General features: G+C 69.6%; 20 protein-coding genes. 9 read left to right on the top strand and 11 right to left on the bottom strand.

Going from position 1 to position 22,915, the window contains the following annotated elements; all coding sequences use genetic code 11:
- Window positions 1-138: 138 nt before the first annotated feature.
- A complete protein-coding gene (locus tag RKE50_RS15445; protein WP_350037819.1) occupies window positions 139-870 on the bottom strand; it encodes a DUF6733 family protein in 732 nt (243 codons plus the stop codon).
- Window positions 871-1,231: 361 nt separating this feature from the next.
- Here RKE50_RS15445 and RKE50_RS15440 point away from each other — a divergent pair, with 361 nt between their 5' ends.
- Window positions 1,232-1,684 carry a hypothetical protein gene (locus tag RKE50_RS15440; protein WP_350037817.1) on the top strand — a complete coding sequence of 151 codons (453 nt, stop codon included), beginning with the start codon at window positions 1,232-1,234 and terminating at the stop codon, window positions 1,682-1,684.
- A 59-nt stretch (window positions 1,685-1,743) separates the two neighbouring features.
- Here RKE50_RS15440 and RKE50_RS15435 read toward each other — a convergent pair whose 3' ends face one another.
- On the bottom strand, window positions 1,744-2,058 hold the full coding sequence (locus RKE50_RS15435; protein ID WP_350037815.1) for a hypothetical protein: 315 nt from the start codon (window positions 2,056-2,058) through the stop codon (window positions 1,744-1,746).
- A gap of 153 nt (window positions 2,059-2,211) precedes the next feature.
- On the bottom strand, window positions 2,212-2,421 hold the full coding sequence (locus RKE50_RS15430; protein WP_350037813.1) for a hypothetical protein: 210 nt from the start codon (window positions 2,419-2,421) through the stop codon (window positions 2,212-2,214).
- Between the two features lie 125 nt (window positions 2,422-2,546).
- On the opposite strand from RKE50_RS15430, the gene RKE50_RS15425 reads away from it, so the two are divergent.
- From RKE50_RS15425 to RKE50_RS15410, 4 genes are all read left to right on the top strand, one after another.
- Entirely contained in the window at window positions 2,547-4,328 is a 1,782-nt protein-coding gene (locus RKE50_RS15425; protein WP_350037811.1) for a DUF885 domain-containing protein, read from the top strand.
- A 161-nt stretch (window positions 4,329-4,489) separates the two neighbouring features.
- Window positions 4,490-5,548 (top strand): efflux RND transporter periplasmic adaptor subunit, encoded by a 1,059-nt coding sequence (locus tag RKE50_RS15420; RefSeq protein ID WP_350037810.1) that lies wholly within the window; start codon window positions 4,490-4,492, stop codon window positions 5,546-5,548.
- Window positions 5,548-8,676: an efflux RND transporter permease subunit gene (locus tag RKE50_RS15415; protein ID WP_350037808.1), complete on the top strand. Its 3,129-nt coding sequence runs from the start codon at window positions 5,548-5,550 to the stop codon at window positions 8,674-8,676. Before RKE50_RS15420 ends, RKE50_RS15415 begins: the two co-directional genes overlap by 1 nt.
- Window positions 8,677-8,727: 51 nt before the next feature.
- Window positions 8,728-9,270: a PepSY domain-containing protein gene (locus RKE50_RS15410; RefSeq protein ID WP_350037806.1), complete on the top strand. Its 543-nt coding sequence runs from the start codon at window positions 8,728-8,730 to the stop codon at window positions 9,268-9,270.
- On the opposite strand, the gene recQ is transcribed toward RKE50_RS15410, so the two are convergent.
- Window positions 9,267-11,096 carry a DNA helicase RecQ gene (recQ, locus tag RKE50_RS15405; RefSeq protein WP_350037804.1) on the bottom strand — a complete coding sequence of 610 codons (1,830 nt, stop codon included), beginning with the start codon at window positions 11,094-11,096 and terminating at the stop codon, window positions 9,267-9,269. The two genes, RKE50_RS15410 and recQ, sit on opposite strands and share 4 nt — an antisense overlap.
- On the bottom strand, window positions 11,093-12,937 hold the full coding sequence (locus RKE50_RS15400) for an alkyl sulfatase dimerization domain-containing protein (RefSeq protein ID WP_350037802.1): 1,845 nt from the start codon (window positions 12,935-12,937) through the stop codon (window positions 11,093-11,095). Before RKE50_RS15400 ends, recQ begins: the two co-directional genes overlap by 4 nt.
- A 186-nt stretch (window positions 12,938-13,123) precedes the next feature.
- Here RKE50_RS15400 and RKE50_RS15395 point away from each other — a divergent pair, with 186 nt between their 5' ends.
- The 3 genes from RKE50_RS15395 to RKE50_RS15385 are packed head-to-tail and all read left to right on the top strand — an operon-like array spanning window position 13,124 to window position 15,664.
- Window positions 13,124-14,500, top strand: a complete 1,377-nt coding sequence (locus RKE50_RS15395; RefSeq protein WP_350037801.1) for an FAD-binding oxidoreductase — start codon at window positions 13,124-13,126, stop codon at window positions 14,498-14,500.
- A 16-nt stretch (window positions 14,501-14,516) separates the two neighbouring features.
- Window positions 14,517-14,963, top strand: coding sequence for a D-aminoacyl-tRNA deacylase (gene dtd / locus RKE50_RS15390; protein ID WP_350037799.1), 447 nt, complete (start codon window positions 14,517-14,519; stop codon window positions 14,961-14,963).
- Window positions 14,960-15,664, top strand: coding sequence for a hypothetical protein (locus RKE50_RS15385; protein WP_350037797.1), 705 nt, complete (start codon window positions 14,960-14,962; stop codon window positions 15,662-15,664). Before dtd ends, RKE50_RS15385 begins: the two co-directional genes overlap by 4 nt.
- Window positions 15,665-15,671: 7 nt before the next feature.
- On the opposite strand, the gene RKE50_RS15380 is transcribed toward RKE50_RS15385, so the two are convergent.
- Complete coding sequence (locus RKE50_RS15380) at window positions 15,672-16,973, bottom strand: amidohydrolase (protein WP_350037795.1); 1,302 nt, start codon at window positions 16,971-16,973, stop codon at window positions 15,672-15,674.
- Window positions 16,974-17,065: 92 nt separating this feature from the next.
- Here RKE50_RS15380 and RKE50_RS15375 point away from each other — a divergent pair, with 92 nt between their 5' ends.
- Entirely contained in the window at window positions 17,066-18,178 is a 1,113-nt protein-coding gene (locus tag RKE50_RS15375) for a pyridoxal phosphate-dependent aminotransferase (protein ID WP_350037793.1), read from the top strand.
- On the opposite strand, the gene RKE50_RS15370 is transcribed toward RKE50_RS15375, so the two are convergent.
- The 5 genes from RKE50_RS15370 to RKE50_RS15350 all read right to left on the bottom strand — a co-directional run bounded on the left by RKE50_RS15370 (window position 18,175) and on the right by RKE50_RS15350 (window position 22,777).
- Window positions 18,175-19,404, bottom strand: a complete 1,230-nt coding sequence (locus RKE50_RS15370; RefSeq protein WP_350037791.1) for an MFS transporter — start codon at window positions 19,402-19,404, stop codon at window positions 18,175-18,177. The genes RKE50_RS15375 and RKE50_RS15370 overlap by 4 nt on opposite strands.
- A gap of 63 nt (window positions 19,405-19,467) precedes the next feature.
- Window positions 19,468-20,247, bottom strand: coding sequence for a slipin family protein (locus RKE50_RS15365; protein ID WP_350037789.1), 780 nt, complete (start codon window positions 20,245-20,247; stop codon window positions 19,468-19,470).
- A 35-nt stretch (window positions 20,248-20,282) separates the two neighbouring features.
- Window positions 20,283-21,656, bottom strand: a complete 1,374-nt coding sequence (locus RKE50_RS15360; RefSeq protein WP_350037787.1) for an NfeD family protein — start codon at window positions 21,654-21,656, stop codon at window positions 20,283-20,285.
- Between the two features lie 99 nt (window positions 21,657-21,755).
- Window positions 21,756-22,073 (bottom strand): AzlD family protein, encoded by a 318-nt coding sequence (locus tag RKE50_RS15355; RefSeq protein WP_350037785.1) that lies wholly within the window; start codon window positions 22,071-22,073, stop codon window positions 21,756-21,758.
- Window positions 22,070-22,777, bottom strand: coding sequence for an AzlC family ABC transporter permease (locus tag RKE50_RS15350; RefSeq protein ID WP_350037783.1), 708 nt, complete (start codon window positions 22,775-22,777; stop codon window positions 22,070-22,072). The genes RKE50_RS15355 and RKE50_RS15350 overlap by 4 nt, the downstream gene beginning before the upstream one ends.
- Window positions 22,778-22,915: the final 138 nt, after the last annotated feature.

Below are 22,915 nucleotides of genomic sequence, written 5' to 3'. Positions count from 1 at the left end.
AATTTTCGAGCAATAGGAACCCTTGCTGCGGCCCAGGCTGCAGCTTTCTGGTGCGCCACGCCCACCGTGTCGGCGACGGGCGGCGCTACTATGGTGCCGCCGGCCGCCCCTGCCAGGGGGACGACCGGCGACCGACGCTTACAGGCTGAAGGCGAACTGCAGCTTGTAGAAATCGCTCGTCGAGAACGAGTCGTCGTCGTCAGTCAGGTCCGTGCCGAAGGAGAAGCGCAGGCTGAAGGTGTCGTTGGCTACCTGGAAGTAGGGGCCGAGCCACTGGTAGCCGTCCTGGCTGCTCACGTTGGAGCCGCCCTCGAGCGAGAGCTCCTCGAAGTGGACGCCGATGGAGAAGTAATCGGCAAACTTCTTGCCGCCGTTTACCCAGTAATGCAGGTATTCCAGGGTAGTGCCGCCCTCCGGTGCTTCGTCCTGGAGCTCACCGTACCAGCCGGCGTAGAGGTTGCCCTCCCACCCGTCGGTGTCATAGACCAGGGTGAGGTTGGGCACGATCGCGTCGCCGACGATGCCATCGCCGGCGGTGCCCGAGGACACCAGGTTACCGTTGGTGAAGCCGAGCTGCGGGTTCACGTACAGGTCCCCGCCCATGGCCTCGAAGCCGACGCCGAAGCCGAACTCGGTCCAGTTGCCCCACTCACCGCCGGTGCCCGCGCCCCAGGCGATGCCGTAGAACGTGAGGTCGTAGCCCTTGCCGGTGTCGTAGGCCAGGCCGGCGAACGGGTTGGGCCCGAAGAAGGCATCCGTGTTGTAGGACACCGAAGCGGAAAGCCGGTCGTCGTCCTGGGCCAGGGCGCCCTGGGCGATACCCGCCAGGAGCAGTGCGGAAGAGAAACGAACAAACTTGTTGCTGGTCATGTGTCTAGGTCCTCTGTGACTTGTCGATTGTCATCTCTGTTGTAGGGGCTACCCGTGATCTCGCTCTTTTCTGGTTGTCGAGCAGGCAGCTCGGGATCCCTCCGAACGGGGTTAGGCAGAAATCGTGCCAATGATTATCAAATGACGTCTTAGTGATAATTTAGCTTAATCACCTTGCGCTAGAAGCCGCGCATGTGCACTGTGATGGTGCGCGCCGCCTGTGCGTGGGGCGGTCCCGCCCGGTTAGCGCCGGCTGCGTGGTGACCTGAGTTGGGCGGGGCGTTGCCGACGGGCGGTCCGGGGGCGCTCGATGGCCTTTGCGGGCTATACTGCGCAGTCGCTCACCATGACGAGAGATGCCATGCGCCTGCCCGTTGTCACCCCCCTCTGCCTCTCCCTGTGCCTTTCTGCCACGTCGGCCGCGTTCGCCGCGCCCGCGGATGACTGCGGCGCCATCGTTTCGGCCACGCTCGAGGAGATGCGCGTTGCGGCCGGGGAAGGCTGGATTGCGGAGCAGGAGGCCCTGGCGCGCCGTGCCGCCGCGGCTGCCTGCGTCAAGTCGCGGTCAGGCCGCTACGATGCCCTGACCAGCGAGGCGATAGGCATGCGAAGCACGGCGGCGGGGGAGCCGGCCGACGGCAAGGGCGGCGAGCGGGCCGTCGGGAAGTACGGTGAGGAGAGCGGGTCGGCCACCGCGGAAGCCGAGAAAGAAGACGAGGGTCTCTGGCCCTTCGGGGAATTCAAGATCAATGATGTCTCGGCATCGCCGAGCAAGAAGCCTTACGAGCGCCGCCGTCTCGACAACGACGACTGACCGCCTGCGGCGGGTGAGCCGGCCCTGTTAGAAGGCTTATCCGGGCCGGCGGCAGCGCCTCAGCGGCCGGCGACCAGCTCGGAGCGGTCGAGGTAGGTGTCGAGCTCCCGGTTGTAGGCGGTGGCCACCTTGACCAGCTTCGAACGCAGGCGGTTGTGCAGCATCGGGTGCAGGTCCCGGCAGGCGAGGAAGGCATCGCCCTCGGCGATGTACGCGTTCACGACCGCCTGGGCAGAGAGCATGGTCTCTTCACTGGCGCGCGCGCCATCGGGAATGACCGGTTCTGCGGCGGGCATGGTCTGCGGGCACTCGGCGCTGACCTGTGCGCTGAGCGCCAGCGCGGCACCGAAAAGCAGGGGTTTGGCGAGTTTCATGAGCAAGTTCTCCAGCCTGGTGTCACTTCGCGGGATGCAAAGTGTTACCTGAAGGTACACCTGTAACGCTACTGAGGATTCGGAGCTGGCGGAGAATTTTGGGTCATAATTGGCCATTAGGGGATAACTGGCCAAGAAGGACCTGATTTCGTGTTACCTCTGGTAACGATGTCCCTTGAGGCTGCAGAGGATCGCCCGGCGTGTGCCTTCGGCCGCCCCGGCGTCGAGGCAGCGAAGCTCTGCGGCGACCAGCGCCCGGTCCCGGAGCAGGCGTTCGAGGACTGCGCGGGGCAGGGCCACGTGTAGCCAGTCGCCCGGGCCGGCGTCGGCGGCGGGCTTAAGAGAGGGCGTCCTGGGCGTCATGGACTACTCCTTCGAGCGGTTTACTGAATAATAATGATAATCATTTATATTTGTAAAGGGCGTCGACTGGCGCCGGTGCCTGCCACCGGGTACTGTCCGCCGATTGACTGCACGGGAGCCGCCACATGCTCAGAGCCCTCGCTTTAGGCCTGTTTCTTGCCCTTGCCGGCTGTGCGGCCACGGGCGGCGGCAGCGGTGAGTCCGCCGATGAGCGCCTGCGCGCGCTCTACGAGCGCGAATTTGCCTGGCGCCAGGGCGAGGAAGGGTATTCCCGGGACGAGGACGGCGACTGGGTGCGCGGCCCGGCCTGGCCCGACGCCAGCGCAGAGGCGCAGGCGCGTCGGCTAGCCTACTGGGAGCAGGCGCTGAGTGAGCTGGCGGCGATACCGCGCGATGCGCTCAGCGAAGAGGAGCGTGTCAACGCCGCGGTCTTCGAGGAGATTATCTCGGCGCTGGCCAGCAACGCGCGCTTCCGCACCTACGAGGCACCACTCAACTCGGACACCTTCTTCTGGGGCGGGCTATACCCCCGTGGCGAAGGCTTCGACGACGCGGCGGCCTACCGGCGCTATCTCGCCCGGCTGAAGGACCTGCCGCGCTACTTTGCCCAGCAGCAGGCCAACATGCGGGCCGGGCTGGCCCGCGGCTATACGCCGCCACGGGTTACGCTGGAAGGTCGCGAGCAATCCATCCTCCCCTACCTCGCCGGAGGGCGTGCCAATCCCTTCTGGACTCCGCTCGAGAGCCTGCCGCGGCAGATCGACGCCCCGACCCGGGAGGCGCTCCGTGCCGAGGCGCTGGCGGCGATCGATGGGGCGGTCGTACCCGCCTATCGCGACCTGCTGGCGTTTATGCGGGAGGAGTACCTTCCCGGCGCACGGCGCAGCCTGGCGGCCCGTGACCTGCCCGATGGCGAGGCCTTCTACAAGGCGCAGATCCGCCGCTTCACGACGCTGGACCTGGAGCCGAAGGCGATTCACGACACCGGCCTCGCCGAGGTCGCGCGTATCCGCGCGGAAATGCTCGAGGTCAAGGACGCTGCCGGCTTCGAGGGCGACCTCGCGGCATTCATCAACTTCCTGCGCACGGACCCGCAGTTCGTCGCCGACACGCCGGAGGAGTTGCTCGGCGTATCGGCCTATGTCGCCAAGCGGATGGACGGCCACCTCGACGAGGTGCTCGGCTTCCTGCCGCGGCGCCGTTTCACGATCCGCCCCGTGCCCGACTCCATCGCGCCCTTCTATACCGGTGGGCGCGGCGGCCTCGAGGCCTGCCTGATGAATACCTACGACCTGCCCTCGCGGCCCCTCTACAACATTCCCGCCCTGACGCTGCACGAGTGCGCCCCGGGCCATGCGCTGCAGGCGGCCATCGCGCTCGAGGCCCCCGGCGATATCCCGGAGTTTCGCGCCCGCAACTACTTCTCGGGCTACGGCGAGGGCTGGGGCCTCTACACCGAGTGGCTGGGCAAGGAACTCGGCATCTACCGCACGCCCTACGAGGACTTCGGCCGCCTCTCCTACGAGATGTGGCGCGCCTGTCGCCTCGTGATCGACACCGGCGTGCACTACTTCGGCTGGAGCCGGGAGGAAGCGCTCGACTACCTCGCCCGGCACACTGCGCTGTCGACGCACGAGGTCACCACCGAGGTGGACCGCTACATTTCCTGGCCCGCCCAGGCGCTGGCCTACAAGCTCGGCGAGCTACTCATCCGGGAGAAGCGGGCGACGGCGGAAGCCGAGCTCGGCGCCGACTTCGACCCGCGCTACTTCCACGACGAGATCCTCAGGCTCCGCTCCGTGCCGCTGTCGGTCCTCGAGGCGGCGCTCGATGCCTGGATCGCCGCCGGCGGCCCGGATCCCTACGCGTCGGCGAAGGTCGACGAGCTTGTGTCCGGGAATAGCTGACGCCGGTGCGCCAAAACGCGGTAATATAAGCGCAATTAAATAATGGTTATTGTCCGCAGCGAGTGAACCCGCAAGGCTCGCCGCGGTCTTCCGTATTCCCGATTGTCTTGCGGCTTACAGCGGAAGCGCGCCCCTCTCGGGCGCGCGGAACGAAGGAGACCATGAAGAATATCCTCGCAGGCCTCGCCGTCCTCGCGGTCGCCGGCCTCGTTGCCTGGCCCAAGGTCGCACCGCTGCTGCGCGAAGAAGCAGCGGCTCCCGCGGCCTCGAAAGCCGCGCCGGCAGTGCGCACCGTTCGCCTGGCGCCCCAGCCCTTCGAGAGCACGCTGACCTTCAACGGGACTCTGTTGGCGGACAAGGCCATCGACATCAAGAGCGAACTGCGCGGCAAGATCGACCGCATCGCCTTCACCGACGGCCAGCAGGTGGAGGCCGGCGATCCCATCGTCACCATCGAGTCCGGCGAACTGGCGGCGGAGCTCGAGTCCGTGCGCGAGCAGCTCGCCCTTGCAGAAACCAACGCGGAGCGCCTGCAAAGCCTCTTCGAGCGCGGCTCGGTCACGGCCAGCGAGCGCGACGATGCGGTCAGCCGCCGCGAGGTGCTGCGCGCCGAGGCGCGCCGCCTGCGGGTGCGCCTGGAGAAGACCCGCATCGTCGCGCCCTTCGCGGGTACCCTCGGGCTGCGCCAGGTGAGCCCGGGCGACCTCATCGAGGCAGACACCCTGATTACCACGCTGCAGACCGTCAGCGACCTCAAGGTCGACTTCAGCGTGCCCGAACGCTACCGCACCCTGGTCAACCCGGACACGGAGCTCACGCTCTACGTGGCCGGCTACGAGGACCCGTTCACGGCGCGGGTGCGGGCGATCAGCCCCCGCGTCGACGTGGCCACGCGCACGCTCACCGTACGCGCCGACGTCGCCAACCCGCAGCGTAAGCTGCTGCCGGGCAACTACGCCCGGGTAGAGCTCATCAGCCGCAACCCCGATGCGCTGCTGGTGCCGAGCATGGCCGTGCTGCAGAGCCTCGAGGCGATCAGCGTGTTCACTGTCGAGAACGGGGTGGCGGTGCGCCGCACCGTCGAGACGGGGGAGCGCAGCGCGGCGCAGGTCGAGATCCTGCGCGGCCTGAAGCCCGGTGACGAGGTCATCACTTCCGGGATCCAGGGCGTCCGCGACGGCCAGGCGGTCGATGTCCGCAACATCCCGGACGTCGGCTGATGCGCCTCCACGAACTGTCGATCCAGCGTCCCGTGCTGGCGATCGTGCTGTCGATCGTCATCGTCGTTTTCGGTTTCATCGGCCTGCGCGACCTGCCGGTGCGCGAGTTCCCCCTCGCGGAGCGGCCGATCGTCAGCGTCCAGGCGAGTTACCCCGGCGCCAACGCGACGGTGATCGAGAACCAGATCACCGAGCCGCTGGAGGAAGAGATCAACTCGGTATCCGGTATCCGCAGCATGAAGGCGGTGAGCCGGGAGGGTCGGAGCACGGTCACCGTGGAGTTCGAGCTCGGCGACGACCTCGACCGCGCGGCCAACGATGTCCGCGACCGGGTCGCGGCCGCCATGCAGCGCCTGCCCGAGGACGCGGAAGCGCCGACGGTGGAGAAGGCCGACGCAGAGGGGGACCCGATCGTCTTCCTCAACATCAGCAGTGAGCAGCGCAGCCTCCTCGAGCTCTCCGCCATCGCCGACAACCTGTTCAAGGCCCGTTTCGAGACCATCAAGGGTGTCGGGCGCGTGCAGATCTGGGGCGACAAGGAGTATTCCATGCGTCTGCGCATGGACGCGGACGCCCTGGCGGCGCATGGCCTCACGGCCATCGATGTGCGCGAGGCCTTCCGCGCTGCCAACGTCGAGCTGCCCACCGGCCGGGTCGAGGGTGACAGCATCGACCTCAACATCCGCACGTTGAGCCGTCTCGGCGACGACCCGCGGGAGTTCAACGACCGGGTCATCAAGCGCGACGGCGACAACGTGGTGCGCTTCCGCGACGTGGGCTATGCGGAGCTGGCCCCGCTCAACGAGCGCACGGTGCTGCGCCGCGACGGTGTGACCATGGTCGGCCTGGTGCTGCGGCCGCAGAGCGGCGCCAACGAGATCGCCATCGCCGACGAGTTCTACCGCCGGCTGGAGATCATCAAGCGCGACCTGCCGCCGGACGTGAAAACGGCTATCGGCTTCGACATGAGCCGCTTCATCCGCGCGTCGATCCAGGAAGTGATCCAGACGCTTTTCGTGGCGCTGCTGCTGGTCTGCATCACCATCTACCTGTTCCTGCGCGAATGGCGGACGACGCTGATCCCGCTGGTCACCATCCCCATCGCCCTGACCGGCACCTTCTTCGTGCTTTACCTCGCCGGCTTCTCCATCAACGTGCTGACGCTCCTCGGGCTGGTGCTGGCCATCGGCCTGGTGGTGGACGACGCGATCGTTGTCGTGGAGAACATCTACAAGCGCGTGGAGCGCGGCGAGCCGCCGCGGGAAGCGGGCTTTGCCGGCGTGAAGGAGATCTTCTTCGCCATCATCGCGACCACGCTCGCGCTGGTGGCCGTGTTCGCGCCGCTGATCTTCCTCGGCGGCCTCACCGGGGTGCTGTTCCGGGAGTTCGGTGTCACCCTCGCGGCGGCGGTGGTGATTTCCTCCTTCGTTGCCCTGACCCTTGCGCCCATGCTCTGCAGCCGGCTGCTCAAGAACCGCGCCCGGCACCCGGCCTTCTACCGCGCCACGGAGCCACTGTTCGACGGCATGGCAGAGCGCTACCGCGCCGCCCTGCGCGGATTCCTTGCCCGGCGCTGGCTCGCGCCGCTGGTCATCCTCGCCTGCGCCGCGCTCATCACCGTGCTCTACCGCGCGCTGCCGGAGGAGCTGGCGCCCCTGGAGGACCGCGGGATGCTCGTGCTCAATGCCGACGGGCCGCAGGGGGCGGGCTTCGATTACATGTTCGACGCCATGAAGGAGGTCGACCAGGCGGTGCGCCGGGCCATCGGCGACGTGCTCGAGGCGACCATTACCGTGACCTCCCCGGGCTTCGGCGCGTCGACGACGACCAACACGGGTTTCTCCCGGGTGATTCTCAAGGATGCCGAAGAGCGGGAACTCTCACAGCAGGAGATCGTGCCCCTGCTCGAGCAGGGGCTGTCGGAAGTGAGCAGCGTGCGCACCTTCGTGCGCCAGCCGGCCACCATCAATACCGGTGGCCGCGGCCTGCCGGTGCAGTTCGTGGTGCAGAACTCGGACCTCGAGAAGGTCCGCGAGGTCATCCCCCGTTTCCTCGAAGAAGCCCGCTCGCGACCGGAATTCAGCTTCGTGCAGGTCGACCTCAAGTTCAACCAGCCCGAGCTGGTCCTCGAGATCGACCGTACCCGCAGCGACGCCCTGGGGGTCAGTGCCCGGGAGATTGCCGATGTCGTGCAGGCCTCGCTATCCGGGCAGCGCTATGGCTATTTCCTCAAGGATGGAGAGCAGTACGAGATCATCGGCCAGATGCTCCGGGACGCGCGCAACGATCCCGGCGACCTGTCGCGGCTGCTGGTGCGCGATGCCGCGGGCACGCTGATCCCGGTCGATAACCTCGTTACCCGCCGCGAGCAGAGCTCGGCGCCGGTACTCTATCGCTTCAACCGCTTCACGGCCGCGACCTTCTCCGCCAACCTCGCGCCGGGCTATACCCTCGGGGAGGGCGTGGACGCCATGCGCGCGGTGGGTGAAGCGGTGCTCGACGACAGTTTCAGCACCGACCTCGACGGCGAGTCGCGGGAGCTCGTGGAGACGGGCAGCAGCCTGGTCTTTGTCTTCGGCCTGGCGCTGCTCCTCATCTACCTGGTCCTTGCCGCGCAGTTCGAGAGCTTCCGCGACCCGCTGGCGATCATGCTGACCGTGCCGCTGGCCATCACCGGCGGGCTGCTCGCCCTGTGGTACTTCGGCCAGACGCTGAACATCTTCTCGCAGATCGGCCTGATCATGCTCATCGGCCTGGTGACCAAGAACGGCATTCTCATCGTCGAGTTCGCCAACCAGCGCCGCGCCGCCGGCCTGTCCATCGCCGAGGCGGTGGAAGATGCCGCGGCGGCCCGCTTCCGGCCCATCCTGATGACCACCATGTCGACGGTGTTCGGCACGCTGCCGATCGCGCTGGCCCTCGGCGCCGGCGCGCAGAGCCGCGTCCCCCTGGGCCTGGCGGTGATCGGCGGCATGCTCGTGGGCTCTTTCCTGTCCCTGTTCATGGTGCCGGCGGCCTACCGGGTGCTGGCCTCAAAGCTGGCCCCGGAGCCCCAGGGCACCGCGGCGGAGCCCACCGGCGCCGCCGATGGCGCCCTGCCGGGGCCCGCCCGTCAAATGCCGGATTGATGTCGCGCCGCCATCGGCTATGATGGCGGCGCTTTTTCCGGAGACTTTGCCATGAACCGCCGCCTTTTCATCACCATCCACCTGTACCTGTCGTCCTTCTTCGCCGCCGCGGTGCTCCTCGTGGCCATCAGCGGCGGGCTTTACCTGATCGGCGTGAAGGGGGAGACGGCCGAGACCGTGGTCACTTCGTTGCCGAAGGCCGGGCGCGGGTCGCTGGAGGCCCTGAGCAAGGCCGACATGCAGGCGCTGCTTGCGGACGCCGGCGTGGGGGATTTCGACTTCGAGTACGTGCGCCAGAGCGGCAAGCGGGCCTATACCCGGCCGACCTCGCGCACCCACTATCTCGTCGATGCGACGGGGCCCACCGTGGACATCGTGAAGCGCGAGCCGGACCTGCAGGCGCGCATGATCGAGCTGCACAAGGGCCACGGCCCGACGGTCTTCAAAACCTTCCAGAAGATCTTCGCCCTCGGCATGGTCTTCATCATCCTCAGCGGCCTCTGGCTGGGGCTGACCGCACCGCGGCTCGTTCGCAACACCACCGTTTCCTTCGGCGCGGGCCTGGCGCTGTTCCTGGTGCTGGTGCTCGCCTAGCCGTCTTCCGTGGCCGGGACACCCTCCCGGTGCGCCGCAAGGACCGCCAGGAAAGCCGGCCCGTATTTCTCCCGCTTGCGCTCGCCCACGCCGCTGATGGCGCCGAAGGCGTCCAGGTCCCGGGGCTGCTCCAGGGCCAGGGCCTGCAGCGTGCGGTCGTGGAAGATGACGTAGGGGGGCACGCCCTGTTCCCGGGCCAGTGCCTTGCGGCAGCTGCGCAGCGCCTCCCACAGCGCCGGGTCGAGGTCGCCCTCGGGCACCGGGGGCGGCGCGGCCCTGCGCCGGGCGGCCCCGCCGGCGGCGCGGCTGTCGCGCCGCAGCGGCAGGTTCTCCTCGCCCTTCAGTAGCGGCCGGGCCTTCTCGCGCAGGCGCAGGGCGCCGTAGCGTTCGAGGTCCACGGCGAGGTAGGCGCTGGCCACCAGCTGGCGGAACACGCTGCGCCACTGGTTCACGTCCAGGGCACTGCCGACGCCGAAGGTGGGCAGGTTGTCGTGGGCGAACTGCCGCACCTTGTCGCTGTCGACGCCCCGGAGCACGTCCACCAGGTGACCCACACCGAAGCGCTGGCCCGTGCGGTAGACGGCCGACAGGGCCATGCGCGCCGCCTCGGTGCCGTCCCAGGTATCCACCGGCTCCAGGCAGGTGTCGCAGTTGCCGCAGGGCTCGGCGAGCTCCTCGCCGAAGTAGCCGAGCAGGGCCTGCCGGCGGCAGCCGGTGATCTCGCACAGGCCGAGCATGGCGTTCAGCCGCTGCTGCTCGGCGCGCTTGTGCTCCTCGCTGCCCTGTGACGTATCCATCATCTGCCTGAGCTTCATCACGTCCTGCAGGCCGTAGACCAGCCAGGCGTCGGCCGGCAGCCCGTCGCGGCCGGCGCGGCCGGTCTCCTGGTAGTAGGCTTCGACGGTCTTCGGCAGGTCCAGGTGCGCCACGAAGCGCACGTCCGGCTTGTCGATGCCCATGCCGAAGGCGATGGTGGCGACCATGACCAGCCCCTCCTCGCGCAGGAAGCGGGCCTGGTTGGCGGCGCGCTCGGTACTGTCGAGGCCGGCGTGGTAGGGCAGGGCGTCAAAGCCCTGCTGGCGCAGCCAGCGTGCGGTCTCGTCCACCTTGCGCCGGGACAGGCAGTAGACGATGCCGGCGTCCCGCGGGTGCTCCTCGCGCAGAAAGCGCAGCAGTTGCTGCCGGGGGTTTTCCTTCAAGGCGATGCGGTAGCGGATGTTGGGGCGGTCGAAGCTGGCGATGAACTGGCGGGCCTCCTCGAGGCCCAGGCGGCGGGCGATCTCGCCGCGGGTGCGCGCGTCCGCCGTGGCCGTGAGGGCGATGCGCGGCACCCCCGGGAAGCGCTCGGCCAGGATGCTGAGCTCGAGGTAGTCGGCGCGGAAGTCGTGCCCCCACTGGGATACGCAGTGGGCCTCGTCGATGGCGAAGAGGGCGATGGTCGCTTCGTCGAGCAGGGCCTGGGTCCGCGGCTGCAGCAGCCGCTCCGGGGCCACGTAGAGCAGGTCGAGCTCGCCGTCGCGCAGGGCGCGCTCCACCGCCGCGGCGCTTGCCGGGTCGAGGCTGGAGTTCAGGTAGGCGGCGCGCACGCCCAGTTCGCGGAGGCCGTCGACCTGGTCCTGCATGAGCGCGATGAGCGGTGAGACCACGACCCCGCAGCCCGGGCGCACCAGCGCCGGCAGCTGGTAGCACAGGGATTTGCCGCCGCCGGTGGGCATGATGACCAGCGCATCGCCCCCGGCCAGCAGCGTGTCGACGATGGTCTCCTGCGGCGGCCGGAAGCTGTCGTAGCCGAAGACCGCCTGCAGGGTGTCGCGGGCGGCACTCATTGGCTGTGGAAGGCCACCGCGGGGATGCCGCGCTCCAGGGCGTCGAAGAAGTCGCGCAGGGCGTCTGCGTCACCGCTGAGCTCGGCGCCGCCGGTCAACAGGGCCCAGCGCAGGTCCGCTTCGCCGAGAAGTACCTTCTTCAGCTTGTCGCTTTCCAGCGTGAGGGTAGCGCCGGCGCCGGCCAGCGCCTCGGCGGAGGGGGCGTCGTCGCGGTGCAGGACGGCATTGCGAAGGGTCAGCAGGTAGGCGTCGCCGCTGTCCTCGAGCACGAAGGCGACCTGCAGGCGGCGGTCGCCGATGCGCTCGGCGGCGACGCGGTAGCGCATGGCGTCGAGGAGCACCGGGATGGGCAGGTCGCTGCCGCGAGCGATGTCGCTGATCGTTTTCGCGAGGTCTTCAGGGTCGATGCTGCCATCGAGCTCGCCGGCGCCGGTCAGGTACCAGTTGCGCCACTGCGGGTTGGTCTCGGCGTAGCCGAGGGTGCGCAGGGCGGCGGCCTTGAGCAGCCGCGCGTCCTCGTCGGCCGCGTCCCGGCGCAGGACCAGGGTGGTGAGCTCGGCGCACCACTGCGGGTCGCCCTCGGCGAGAGCCGCCTGGGCCTTGCGCAGGACCCGGTCGCGCCCGCCCATGAGCTCGACGAGGCGCCGGCCGCGCTCGGCGGGTGCCGTGCGCCGGAACTGGGTCGCGTCGCCTTCATGCACGCCGAGGTAGCCGACGAACTGCTGGGCCGCGTTGTACTGCGGCGTGCCGTACATGGCGCGGGTGTAGGGGTCGCGGTCGAGGAACTCAGGCAGCGCCTGGAAGCGCGCGCTCAGCTGGTCTGGCGTCTCGCCCTTGAGCATGAAGCGCACGGCCTGGTCATGCAGGTAGAGAATCGCGTCTCCGTGGGTCTCCACGACGGACGCAATGGCCTCCCGGCCGACGATGGGTCCCGGCAGGTGCGTGCCGAGGAGGTACTCCACGTCGAACTCCAGGGCCCTGCGGCCGGCGGCGGCCCACTTCTGTGCATCGCGGAACTTGGCGCCGCGGATCGTGTACAGGTTGGCGAGCGCCGGGTAGAGCTCGTCGCCGAGGAGGACGACGCGGTGCGCCGGCAGGTACAGCCCGATCTCGCTGGCCGCCTCACCGCCGGTGTGGAACAGCTCGAAGTCGACGCCGCCGGCGCTGAAGCGCCCGTCGGCCTCGACCAGCCGGTTCGGCGGCACGTAGCCGCGGCTGCCGCCGACGAACTGCCGGCCGCAGCAGCCCTGGTGGACGTTCTCCTCGGCCGGGAGTGCGGCGCCGAACATGTACATGGCGCGGAGACCCATGATGGGCCCCACGACCTCGTTCTCGTCGCGGTACTCGGCGGGGAAGTTGTGCCAGGCGTAGACCGGCAGCTCGCCGGTGGCCACCCGGGCGGGGTCCACGAGCTGGTCCGTGCCGGAAACGTGGTCCACGTGGTGGTGCGAGTAGACGATGGCGGCGATGGGCTTGTCGCTCAGGTTGGCGATGGCCTTCGCGAGCAGTCGACCGTGGGCCCGGTTCACCCCCGTATCGTAGACCACGAGCCCCTCGGGACCCTCGATGACGATGCTGTTCGCGGCCCAGCCGCCGAGGTTGCGCAGCAGCCACACGGGGGTCTCGCCGACCTGGCTCACGTGCGGGGTGAAGTAGTCCTTGTGGGCGAGGAAATAGTCCGGAAAGCTTCGCTCCACCGCGAGCAGGGAGCGGTCAAGCTCGAAGGGGCCGGCGTCGGCGTCGGCGCCGGGGTCCTCGGGCGGGTCTCCCGCGGGGGTCCCCGGCTGGCCGCAGGCCGTGAGCAGGGCGGCCAGGGCCAGGCTGGTGAGCAGTCGTTTCATGGCAGGGGTCCTCGGGCCGGCGCGCCCCGCATGGTACCGCAGTGGGTGCCCTGCGCCACCGTCATCAGTGTTCATCCGACGCCGGCAGGGCGGGAAAAGCGCGTTTCCGCGGAAACGCGAAGTGACTGCTCACTTGTGCCGCAATCTGCTAGCGTAAGCCCCGTCGATAGAAGGGACGGGCGCAGCATGGCGAAGCTCGAGCAACTCCGCGACCTGGTGGATGCGGGCGGTTATCTCCCGGCCGAGGCCGTGGCGGAGCGCTCCGCGGGTATCTGGCGGGCGGACCACCTGGAAGCCGGGGCCCTGGTGCGGCCGCGGAACACGGACGAAGTGGCCCGGGTGCTCGCCTGGTGCAACGAGCACGGCGTGGCCGTGGTCGCCCAGGGCGGGCTGACGGGGCTGGTGCACGGTGCGGACGCGGCGCCGGAGCAGTTGATCCTCTCCCTGGAACGGATGCGCGCTATCGAGGCCATCGACCCGCGGCAGCGCACGGCCACGGTGCAGGCGGGGGTGACCCTGCAGGCGCTTGAGGAGGCCGTCGACGCGCAGGGGCTGCTTTTCCCGCTGGACCTCGGTGCCCGGGGCACCGCCACCCTCGGCGGCAACGCGGCGACCAACGCCGGCGGCAACCGGGTGATCCGCTACGGGATGATGCGCGACATGGTGCTGGGCCTCGAGGCGGTGCTCGCCGACGGCACCGTGGTCTCGTCCATGAACCACCTGATCAAGAACAACACTGGCTACGACCTCAAGCAGCTGTTCATCGGCTCCGAGGGCACCCTCGGAGTGATTACCCGCCTCGTGCTGCGGCTGCGGGAAAAGCCCGCCACCCGGTCCATGGCGCTGGTCGCCGTCGAGGAGTTCGACAAGGTCGCGGCCCTCCTCAAGCACATGGACCACGGCCTCGGCGGTTCCCTCTCCGCCTTCGAGGCCCTGTGGCAGGACTTCTACCGCCTGGTGACCTCGCCGCCGGCGAAGGGGCGGCCGCCGGTGGCGCAGGACTACCCCTACTACGTGCTCCTGGAGAGCCAGGGCGCGTCGCGGGAGCTGGACGAGGCCCGCTTCCAGCACGCGCTCGAGGGCGCGTTCGAGGCCGGGCTCATCGCCGATGCGGCGGTGGCGCAGTCCGAGGCCGATTGCCAGGCCTTCTGGGCCCTGCGTGACGATGTCGAGCAGACGATGCACGGCGGCCTGCCGGTGATCTTCGATGTCTCGCTGCCCGTGGGGGCCATGGAGGCATACACGCAGGCCTTGCCGGCGGCGCTGGAGGCGGCCGTCGGTGAACACTGGCTGTTCATCTTCGGCCACCTCGGCGACGGCAACCTGCACGTGATCGTGCAGGTGGCGCCGGAGTACTACGAGCGCTTGCGGCCGAAGGTGGAGCAGGTGGTCTACGAACCGCTCGAGGCCGTGGGCGGCTCCGTCTCCGCCGAGCACGGCATCGGCCTGGAGAAGAAGCCCTGGCTCGGGCTCTCGCGCTCCCCCGCCGAGCTCGCGCTCATGCGCCACCTGAAAGAGACGCTGGACCCGCGGGGCATCCTCAACCCCGGCAAGATCCTCTGAGCGTGCCGGCGGTCGGATGAAGGCACTGCTGCAGCGCGTGGCCTGGGCGGCCGTCAGCGTCGATGGCCGCGAAGTGGGCCGCATCGGCCCGGGCCTGCTGGTGTTCCTGGGCCTCGACCGGGGCGACGACCTGGCGGTGGCGGAGCGCCTGCTGTCCCGTGTCCTGCGCTACCGGGTCTTCGCCGACGACGCCGGCCGCATGAACCGCAGCGTGGTCGACAGCGGCGGCGGCGTGCTGCTGGTGTCCCAGTTCACGCTCTCGGCCGACACGGGCCGCGGCCTGCGACCGAGCTTTTCCTCGGCGCTGCCGCCTGCGCAGGCCGAGGCGCTGTACGGCGAATGCCTCGCCTGGCTGCGCAGCCAGCACGGCCCGGTGGCGGCAGGCGAGTTCGGTGCCGACATGCAGGTGAGCCTGGTCAACGACGGCCCGGTCACCTTCCTGCTCGAGTCCCCGGCGCCGTGAGCCTGCCCCTGGAGGAGGCCGGAGCCCTGGCGGGGCTGCTCTGCGAACTGACCGACGAGTTCCTCTATGCGCCGCGGGCCGCGCGCCTTGCCCGCGAGGCGCCCTGGCACCGCTATCGCGCCCGCGTCGGCAGCGGCCGCCAGACCTGCCTGCGCCATTACCCGGATGGCCGGCTGGAAATCACCTACGGCCGGCGCATGGTGCAGGACAAGTACGACCGGGAGCACTCGCGGGTATGGTCCACGAGCCGCGAGCTTGAGCGCTTCGGCTGGTTCGGTGGCCGTGTATCACCGGCGCATACGCTCGCGCACACGGCGCTGCACGAGTTCGCGCACCTGCTGCAGGCGGTCCGCGGCCAGCGGCGGGCCGGCAGTGTGCACAACGCCGCCTTCTACCGCGCCCTCGGCGAGCTCCACGAGGACGGCGACGGCGAGCGCCTGTATCGGCGGCTGGTCGAGCGGGCGGGGATCGCGGGGCTGCCGCTCGGCTTCCGCGAGCCCGGCGATGAAGAGCAGGCCCGGCGCAACGCGCGGCAGCGGGCCTATGCGGCGCTCGCCGTGGGCGACCGGGTGCGCCTGCGCGGCCGGGACCGGGACTACGTCGGCACCGTGCGCCGCATCAACCGGCGCAGCGTGAGCTGCGACCTCGACGGCGGCGGCCGGCTGCGTTTCTCCGAGTACGCTGACTTCGAGCGGCTCTAGCGGTGGCCTAGGGTGCGCCGGCGAGATAGTCGAGCGTGAGTTCGGTGAGGGCCTTCACGCCCAGGGGCAGGGCCCGTTCATCGGCATAAAAGCGCGGAGAGTGGTTCGGGGCGACCAGCGCCGGGTCTTCGGGGGCGACGCCGAGGAAGAAGAACAGGCCGGGCACCGCCTCGGCCAGGTAGGAAAAGTCCTCCGCCCCGGTCACCGGGCGCGCCTCGACGTAGCCCGGGCCGGCCACGCGCTGCAGGGTCGTTGCCATGCGCCGGTAGAGCGCGGGATCGTTGCGGGTCACCGGGTAGCCGAGGTCCACGGCGACATCCGCCGTGGCGCCCGCGCTCTCGGCGATGTGCGTTGCCGTGGCCTCGATGCGGCGGTGGATATCGGTCCGCGTGTCCGCATCGAAAGTGCGGATCGTGCCCTCCAGCTCCACGGTCTCCGGAATGATGTTGTTGCGCACCCCGCCCTCGATGCGGCCTACGCTCACGACCGACGGTGTGAGCGTGGCATCGAGCTGCCGGGCGGGGATCGTCTGCAGGCCGAGCACGACCTGGCTGGCGGCCACCACCGGGTCGACACCCATCCAGGGCATGGCGCCGTGGGTCTGGGTACCGTTCACGGTGATCGTGAAGCGGTCCGCGGAGGCCATGATGCCCTCGGGCCTGCTCGCGATCACGCCCACGGGCATGGGGAAGACGTGCAGGCCGAAAACGGCCTCCGGCACCGGGTCTGCGAAGGCGCCCTCGCGCAGCATCAGCTCGGCGCCGCCTTCCTCGCCCTCGGGCGCACCTTCCTCGGCGGGCTGGAACAGGAACAGCACCGTCCCCGGCAGCTCCTCGCCGAGGCCGGCCAGAATCTCCGCCACGCCCATGAGGATGGCCACGTGGTTGTCGTGGCCGCAGGCGTGCATGACGCCCATCTCCTCGCCGTTGTATTCCGTGGTCACCTTCGAGGCGAAGGGCAGGTCGACCTGCTCGGTGACCGGCAGTGCGTCCATGTCGGCACGCAGGGCGACCACGGGGCCGTCGCCGCCGCGCAGAACGCCCACCACGCCGGTGTGGGCGATGCCCGTGCGCACTTCCATGCCCAGCGCCTCCAGGTGCTCCGCCACCAGCGCGGCGGTGCGGAACTCGCGGTTGCCGAGCTCCGGGTGGGCGTGGATATCCCGGCGCCAGGCGACCACCTTCGGCGTCACGGCGGTGACGCTGGCGTCCAGGTCGGCAGCGCTCGCGCCGCTGCCGACAAGGGCGGCGCCCAGCGAGAGGACAGAGACAAGGGCAGAGGTCAGGGCGGTGCGGGGAAGGGCAGGCATGGGCGTACTCGTAATCGACGTGGAGAGAAGAGCGTACAGCACCCCGCCCGGCCGCGGCTATACTGGGCGGGGTCAGCACCGAGGAGCCCGCCATGCCGCCACCCACCCTGCACCGCCGCCAACTGCTTGCCGGCCTCGCCGCCGGCGCCCTCGCCTCCGGGCCCCTGCGCAGCCTGGCGGCCGGCGCGCCGCCGGCGCTGGGCGCGGGCATCCGCCTCATCGCCAACGAGAATCCCTACGGGCCGTCGCCTGCGGCGCTGGCAGCCATGAGAACGGCGGCGTCGCGCGGCGCCTACTACCCGGGCCCGGAGCGTGGCGAGCTGATCGGGCGCATTGCCGCTGCCAACGATCTCGACGAGGAAGCGGTGGTCGTGAGTTCGGGGTCTTCGGAGGCGCTCAATGCGGCCTGCCTGGCCTGGGGCAGGGCGGGACGCATCGTCGCCCCGGCGGTCACCTTCGATATCCAGCTGCGCTACGCGGAGCGCCTCGGCGTCAGCGTGCAGCGCGTACCGCTGGCCGACGACCTGCAGATCGATCTCGATGCGATGGCGGCGGCGGTGGACGACGGCGTGTCCCTGGTCTACCTGTGCAACCCCAACAACCCGACGGGGCTGGCCCTGCCGCGGGAGCAGCTCGAGGCGTTCATCGACCGCGTCGCACCCCGCGCCGTGGTCCTCATCGACGAGGCGTACAACGAGCTGGCGGCAGACCCGGCGGCGCAGAGCATGCTGCACCGGGTGCAGGCAGGGCACAACGTGATCGTGACCCGCACCTTCTCGAAGATCCACGGGCTCGCGGGGCTGCGCATCGGCTACGCCATGGCGCCGCCGGTGCTCGCGGAAACGCTGCGCCAGCACGTGATGTCCTTCCCTTCCAGCGTGGCTTACGCCGGCGCCCTGGCGAGCTACGAAGACCGGGCTTTCCTGCAGCACTCCCGGCGCATGGTGGCGGAGGGACGCTCGCTGGTGCAGGAGACGCTCCGGCGCAACCGGGTGCGCTACCTGCCCACGGAAGCCAACTTCATCTATGCGGACATCGGCCGCGATGCCGATGCCTTCCAGGCGGCGATGAAGGCAGAGGGCGTTCTCATTCGCGGCGTTTACGGCCCCTACCGGACCTGGTCGCGCATCAGCATGGGCCGGCTCGAGGACCTCGAGCGTTTCGCCGGGATCTTCGACCGCGTCTACAACGCCGAGATCACCTAGACGGGGTCTGTCGCAATATCGGGTTCCGCGTCCCGGGCCTGCCAGAGGGCCGCGAGGACGGCGGCGACCATGCCGGCCGACAGCCATACCAGCGCGGGCCAGCCGAAGCCGTTGATCACCCAGCCGGAGGCGAGGGCCGCGACGGCCTGGCAACCGAACACCGCGAACTCGTTCAGGCTCTGCACCCGGAAGCGCTCGGCCGGTGCGTGGCACTGCGGCAGCAGGGCGGTCCCGGTCACGAACAGGAAGTTCCAGCCGACACCCAGGAGCACCAGCGCCCACCAGTAGTGCATGAGGTGCTGCCCGGAGGCGGCGATCGCGAGACAGGCCAGGTAGGCGAGAATGCCGAGGGTGATCATGCGGCGGTGGCCGAGCCGGGTGATCAGCCAGCCGGAGAACAGCGACGGCGCGAACATGGCCATGATGTGCGACTGGATGACCCACTTGGTCTCCGCCAGGGAGTGGCCGTCGATGCTGTGCATGCTGAGCGGTGTGGCGGTCATCATGAAACTCATCATCGCGTAGCCCATGGCCGCTGCGATGATCGCAAGGCGCAGGAGCGGGCTGGCCAGGAGGGTGCGCAGGGGCCGGGCATTCCCGCGGCTTTCCGCGTCGGGTGCCGGGACATTGCGGTAGCCGGCGGCGACCAGCAGGGCGACCGCTGCCGCGATGCCGGCGAGCAACAGGAAGCCGCCCACGAAGGCGCCGTGGCTGGGCCGGGCCCCGGCCGCCAGCGGCAGGGCCTCCGCGAAGGCGCCCCAGGTCACCAGTTCCGGGCCGAGCCAGGCCGCGGCAAGGCCGGCGAGGAGTACGCGCGCCGTGGCCTTGCCGGCGAGCGCCGGTGGCACGGTTTCGATGGCTGCGAAGCGGTATTGCTGGGCAACGGCGATACTCACGCCCGCGGCGGCGCCCGCGAGGCAGAACAGGCTGAAGCTGGCCGCAGCCAGCGCGCCGGCGGCGAGGAGCGCGCCCGCGGCGTTGAATACGGCGCCGGCGAGGAACACGCGCTTGCGACCGAAGCGGCGCATGGCGCGCGTGACCGGTACCACGGTCAGCGCGGTGGCCACGATGATGCAGGCGACGGGCAGCGTGGCGAGGGCCGGCCGCGGGGCCAGGGCATCGCCGACGATGCCGCCGGTGAGGAAGAAGAGCGGCGCCGTGCACAACGACAGGGCCTGCACGGCCATGAGCAGGTAGACCGCCGCCGGCAGTCGCTGGCTTGCCATGGGAAGGTTCCGGTGTCGGGGGGCGGCAGTATACCGGACCGCCGCCGCGCACCGAAGGTCGGCCTAGCTGTCCCGCGAGTCTGCCGGTGCGTCGCCCAGGCCCTTCATCAAGCCGCGCATCATCTCGATGGGCATGGGAAAGACGATGGTCGAGGAATTGCGGTTGCTCATGTCCGAGAGCGTCTGCAGGTAGCGCAGCTGCATGGCGCCGGAACTGGCGGCCATGACCTGTGCCGCCTCGACGAGCTTCTGCGAGGCCTGCAGTTCGCCCTCGGCGTGGATGACCTTGGCGCGCCGTTCCCGTTCCGCCTCGGCCTGGCGGCCGATGGCGCGGATCATGGATTCGTCGAGGTCCACCTGCTTGATTTCCACGTTGGCGACCTTGATGCCCCATTCTTCCGTCTGTGCGTCGATGATTTCCTGCACGTCGTTGTTGAGCTTGTCGCGCTCCGACAGCATCTCGTCGAGGTCGTGCTTGCCGAGCACCGAGCGCAGCGTGGTCTGGGCGAGCTGGCTGGTGGCCGCGTTGTAATCCTCGACGCGGATGATCGCCCGCTCCGGGTCCACGACCCGGAAATAGAGCACGGCGTTCACATGCACGGTGACGTTGTCCTGGGAGATGACGTCCTGGCTTGGCACGTCCAGCGTGATCACCCGCAGGTCCACCCGGATGAACTGCTGGATCACCGGGATGACGATGATGAGCCCGGGGCCCTTTACGCCCTGGAAGCGGCCGAGGAAGAACACGACACCGCGCTCGTACTCGGGCACGATCTTGATCGCCGAGGCGAGGATCGCAAACAGTACGAGGATCGGTGCGATATAGGGGACGATCTGTTCCATGGTGCCTAACCTCCGCGAGTGTTCGCGCTAGTCGATCAGTGGGTGTTGCCGGCCGGTGCCACGGCGACCGTGAGCCCCTCCAGCGCGGTGACGGTGAGTGTGTCACCGGCGGCGACGGGGCTGTCACTGGTCGCACGCCAGCGCTCGCCGTTCATGCGTACGTGCCCGGCGTAACCGCGTTCCGCCGGCTCGAAATCGTCCAGCGCCACGGCCCGCTCCGCGGTGACCTGTTCGCTGCCCACCACCGGCGCCCGCTTGCGGAAGGCCACGAGCCGGGTGACCGCCCAGAGCAGGAAACCCGCACCGATGGCCGCGATGCCGCCCACCGTGGGCAGGGACACGGCCCGGTTGCTGCCGTCCATGAGGATCACGGAGCCGGCGACGAAGGCGACCAGGCCGCCGATGCCGAGAACCCCGAAGCTGGGTACGAAGGCCTCGCCGATGATGAAGGCGAGGCCCAGGAAGATGAGGGCGAGGCCGGCGTAGTTCACCGACAGCACCTGGAAGGCGAACAGCGCCAGCAGCAGGCAGGTGGCGCCGATGACGCCGGGCACGAGGCTGCCGGGGTTGGCGAGCTCGAAGAAGATGCCGTAGAAGCCGATGAGCATCAGCAGGTAGGCGATGTTCGGGTCGGTGATCACCGACAGGAGCTGCGTGCGCCAGCCGGGCTCGCGGTCCACGAGGACCATGCCGGCCGTCGACAGCGTGCGCTCGCCGCCGGCCATGGACACCGTGCGGCCGTCGAGCTTGTCGAGCAGCTCCGCGCGGCCGCTGGCGACGAGGTCGATCACGCCGGCTTCCAGCGCTTCGCCGGCGCCGAGGTTGGCTGCCTCGCGGACGGCGCGTTCGGCCCAGTCGGCGTTGCGGCCGTGGCGCTCGGCCAGCTCGCGGATGTAGCTCACCGCGTCCTCGAGGACCTTGCGCTCCATCGCCGACTTGCCGCCCTCGGGGGCATTCGGGTCCTCCGCCTCGGAAGGCATGCCCGGCATGCCGCCGATCTGCACCGGCGTTGCCGAGCCCAGGTGCGTGGCCGGCGCCATGGCCGCCACGTGGCTGGCGAGGAGGATGTAGGTACCCGCGCTCGCGGCACGGGCGCCGGAGGGGGCGACCCAGGTCACCACCGGCACGGGCGCCGCGAGGATGCCCTGGATCAGGTCCCGGGTGGCCTCCATGAGCCCGCCGGGCGTGTCCAGCTTGATGACCACGAGGCTAGCGCCGGCATCGTCCGCGCTGGCGATGCCGCGCAACAGGTAGTCTACGGTCGCCGGGCCGATGGCACCGTCCACGGTGAGCACGTCACCCCGCGGCGCGCTGTTCTGCGCAGGCGCCAGCAGTGGGCCGAGGCAGAGAAGTGCGGCGCCGAGCAGGATCGCCAGCATGCTGAGGCGAGGGCGCGTGCCCGGCATCATGGGATTCTCCTTGCGCACATCGGTCGCATCGTCATGAAGTGTAGCAGCTTGCCCGAGGCAGCTGCCTGTGCGACTCAAGCGCGGCGGCAGCCGCGTAGGTCAGCTCCCCAGCCCGGCGGCGCGCAGCAGCGCCGCGGTGGCGATGCCCGCCGCGATGGCGGGCATGGGGCGGCCCAGCAGCAGCATGAGGACCGCCGTGGCCGCCAGGGCCAAGCGGCCCGCGAGGTCCGCCTCGAGGGCAACGGGGACGACCACCGCTATCAGCACGGCGCCCGACATGCCGTCGATGAAACCGCGGACCCGCGGCCGCAGCGGCACCAGGGAGGTGATGAACACGCCGCCGAGGCGCGTGCCGAGGGTCACCAGCCCCATGAGCAGGCAGATGATGAGCGCGCCGCTGCCGTCCGTGGCCATCATGACGGGGCGCGCTCCAGCCACAGGGCGCCGACGATGCCGCCGGCGAGCGCGCCGAGGATCACGTGGGTATTCGGCGGCAGCCAGCGCCAGGCGGCATAGGCGGTGACGCCCGCGGCGACCCAGGTCACGGCCCGGCGCAGGTTGCGCTTGCCGACCAGCACCATGGTCAGCATGAAGCAGCCCATGACCATGTCGAGGCCGAAGGTGGCGGGCTCGGGAATGCCCGCGCCGAGCAGCAGCCCGGCGACGGTCCCGGCCTGCCAGGTCGTCCACAGGGCAAAGCCGCCGCCGACGAGGATGCCCAGGTTGTTCCGGTCGTGCTGCAGGTCGTTCAGGTTCATCGCCCAGTTGGCGTCCGAGAGCAGGGCGACGGCGCCGTAGCGACGCCCCGGGGGCAGCAGCCGCAGCCAGGGGTAGAGGGTGGCGCCCATGAGCAGCATGCGGCCGTTGATGGCCAGGGTCGTCGCCAGCAGCGGTAGCAGCGGCACCTGCGCGCCCCACAGGTCGAGGGCGGCGAACTGCGCCGTACCGGCAAAGACGACCGCGCTCATGACGATGATCTCCACCTCGGCGAGGCCCGTCTCCCGGGCGGCGAGGCCCAGGGCGAGACCGAACACGAACACGAAGGTGGAAATGGGCATCATCCGCCAGAAACCCGCGCGGCAGTCCGCGAAGGTGAGGCTGGGCGCGTGTTGCGGTTCCATGGCGGCGGCTCTCGGGCAGCGGTTGGAGGCAGGCCGGCTAAGGCCGGAAAAAGACGCGTACTTTACCAGTGCTGCGCGGGCGCTGCAGGGCGACAGGGTCGCCGACGCCATGGCAAGCTCCCCGCAGGAGCGGGTGAA

Source organism: Pseudohaliea sp. (assembly GCF_040217025.1).
Taxonomy (GTDB): domain Bacteria; phylum Pseudomonadota; class Gammaproteobacteria; order Pseudomonadales; family Halieaceae; genus Pseudohaliea.
Note: the sequence above shows the minus strand (reverse complement) of the source record. Positions and strands in the feature narration are given on the sequence as shown.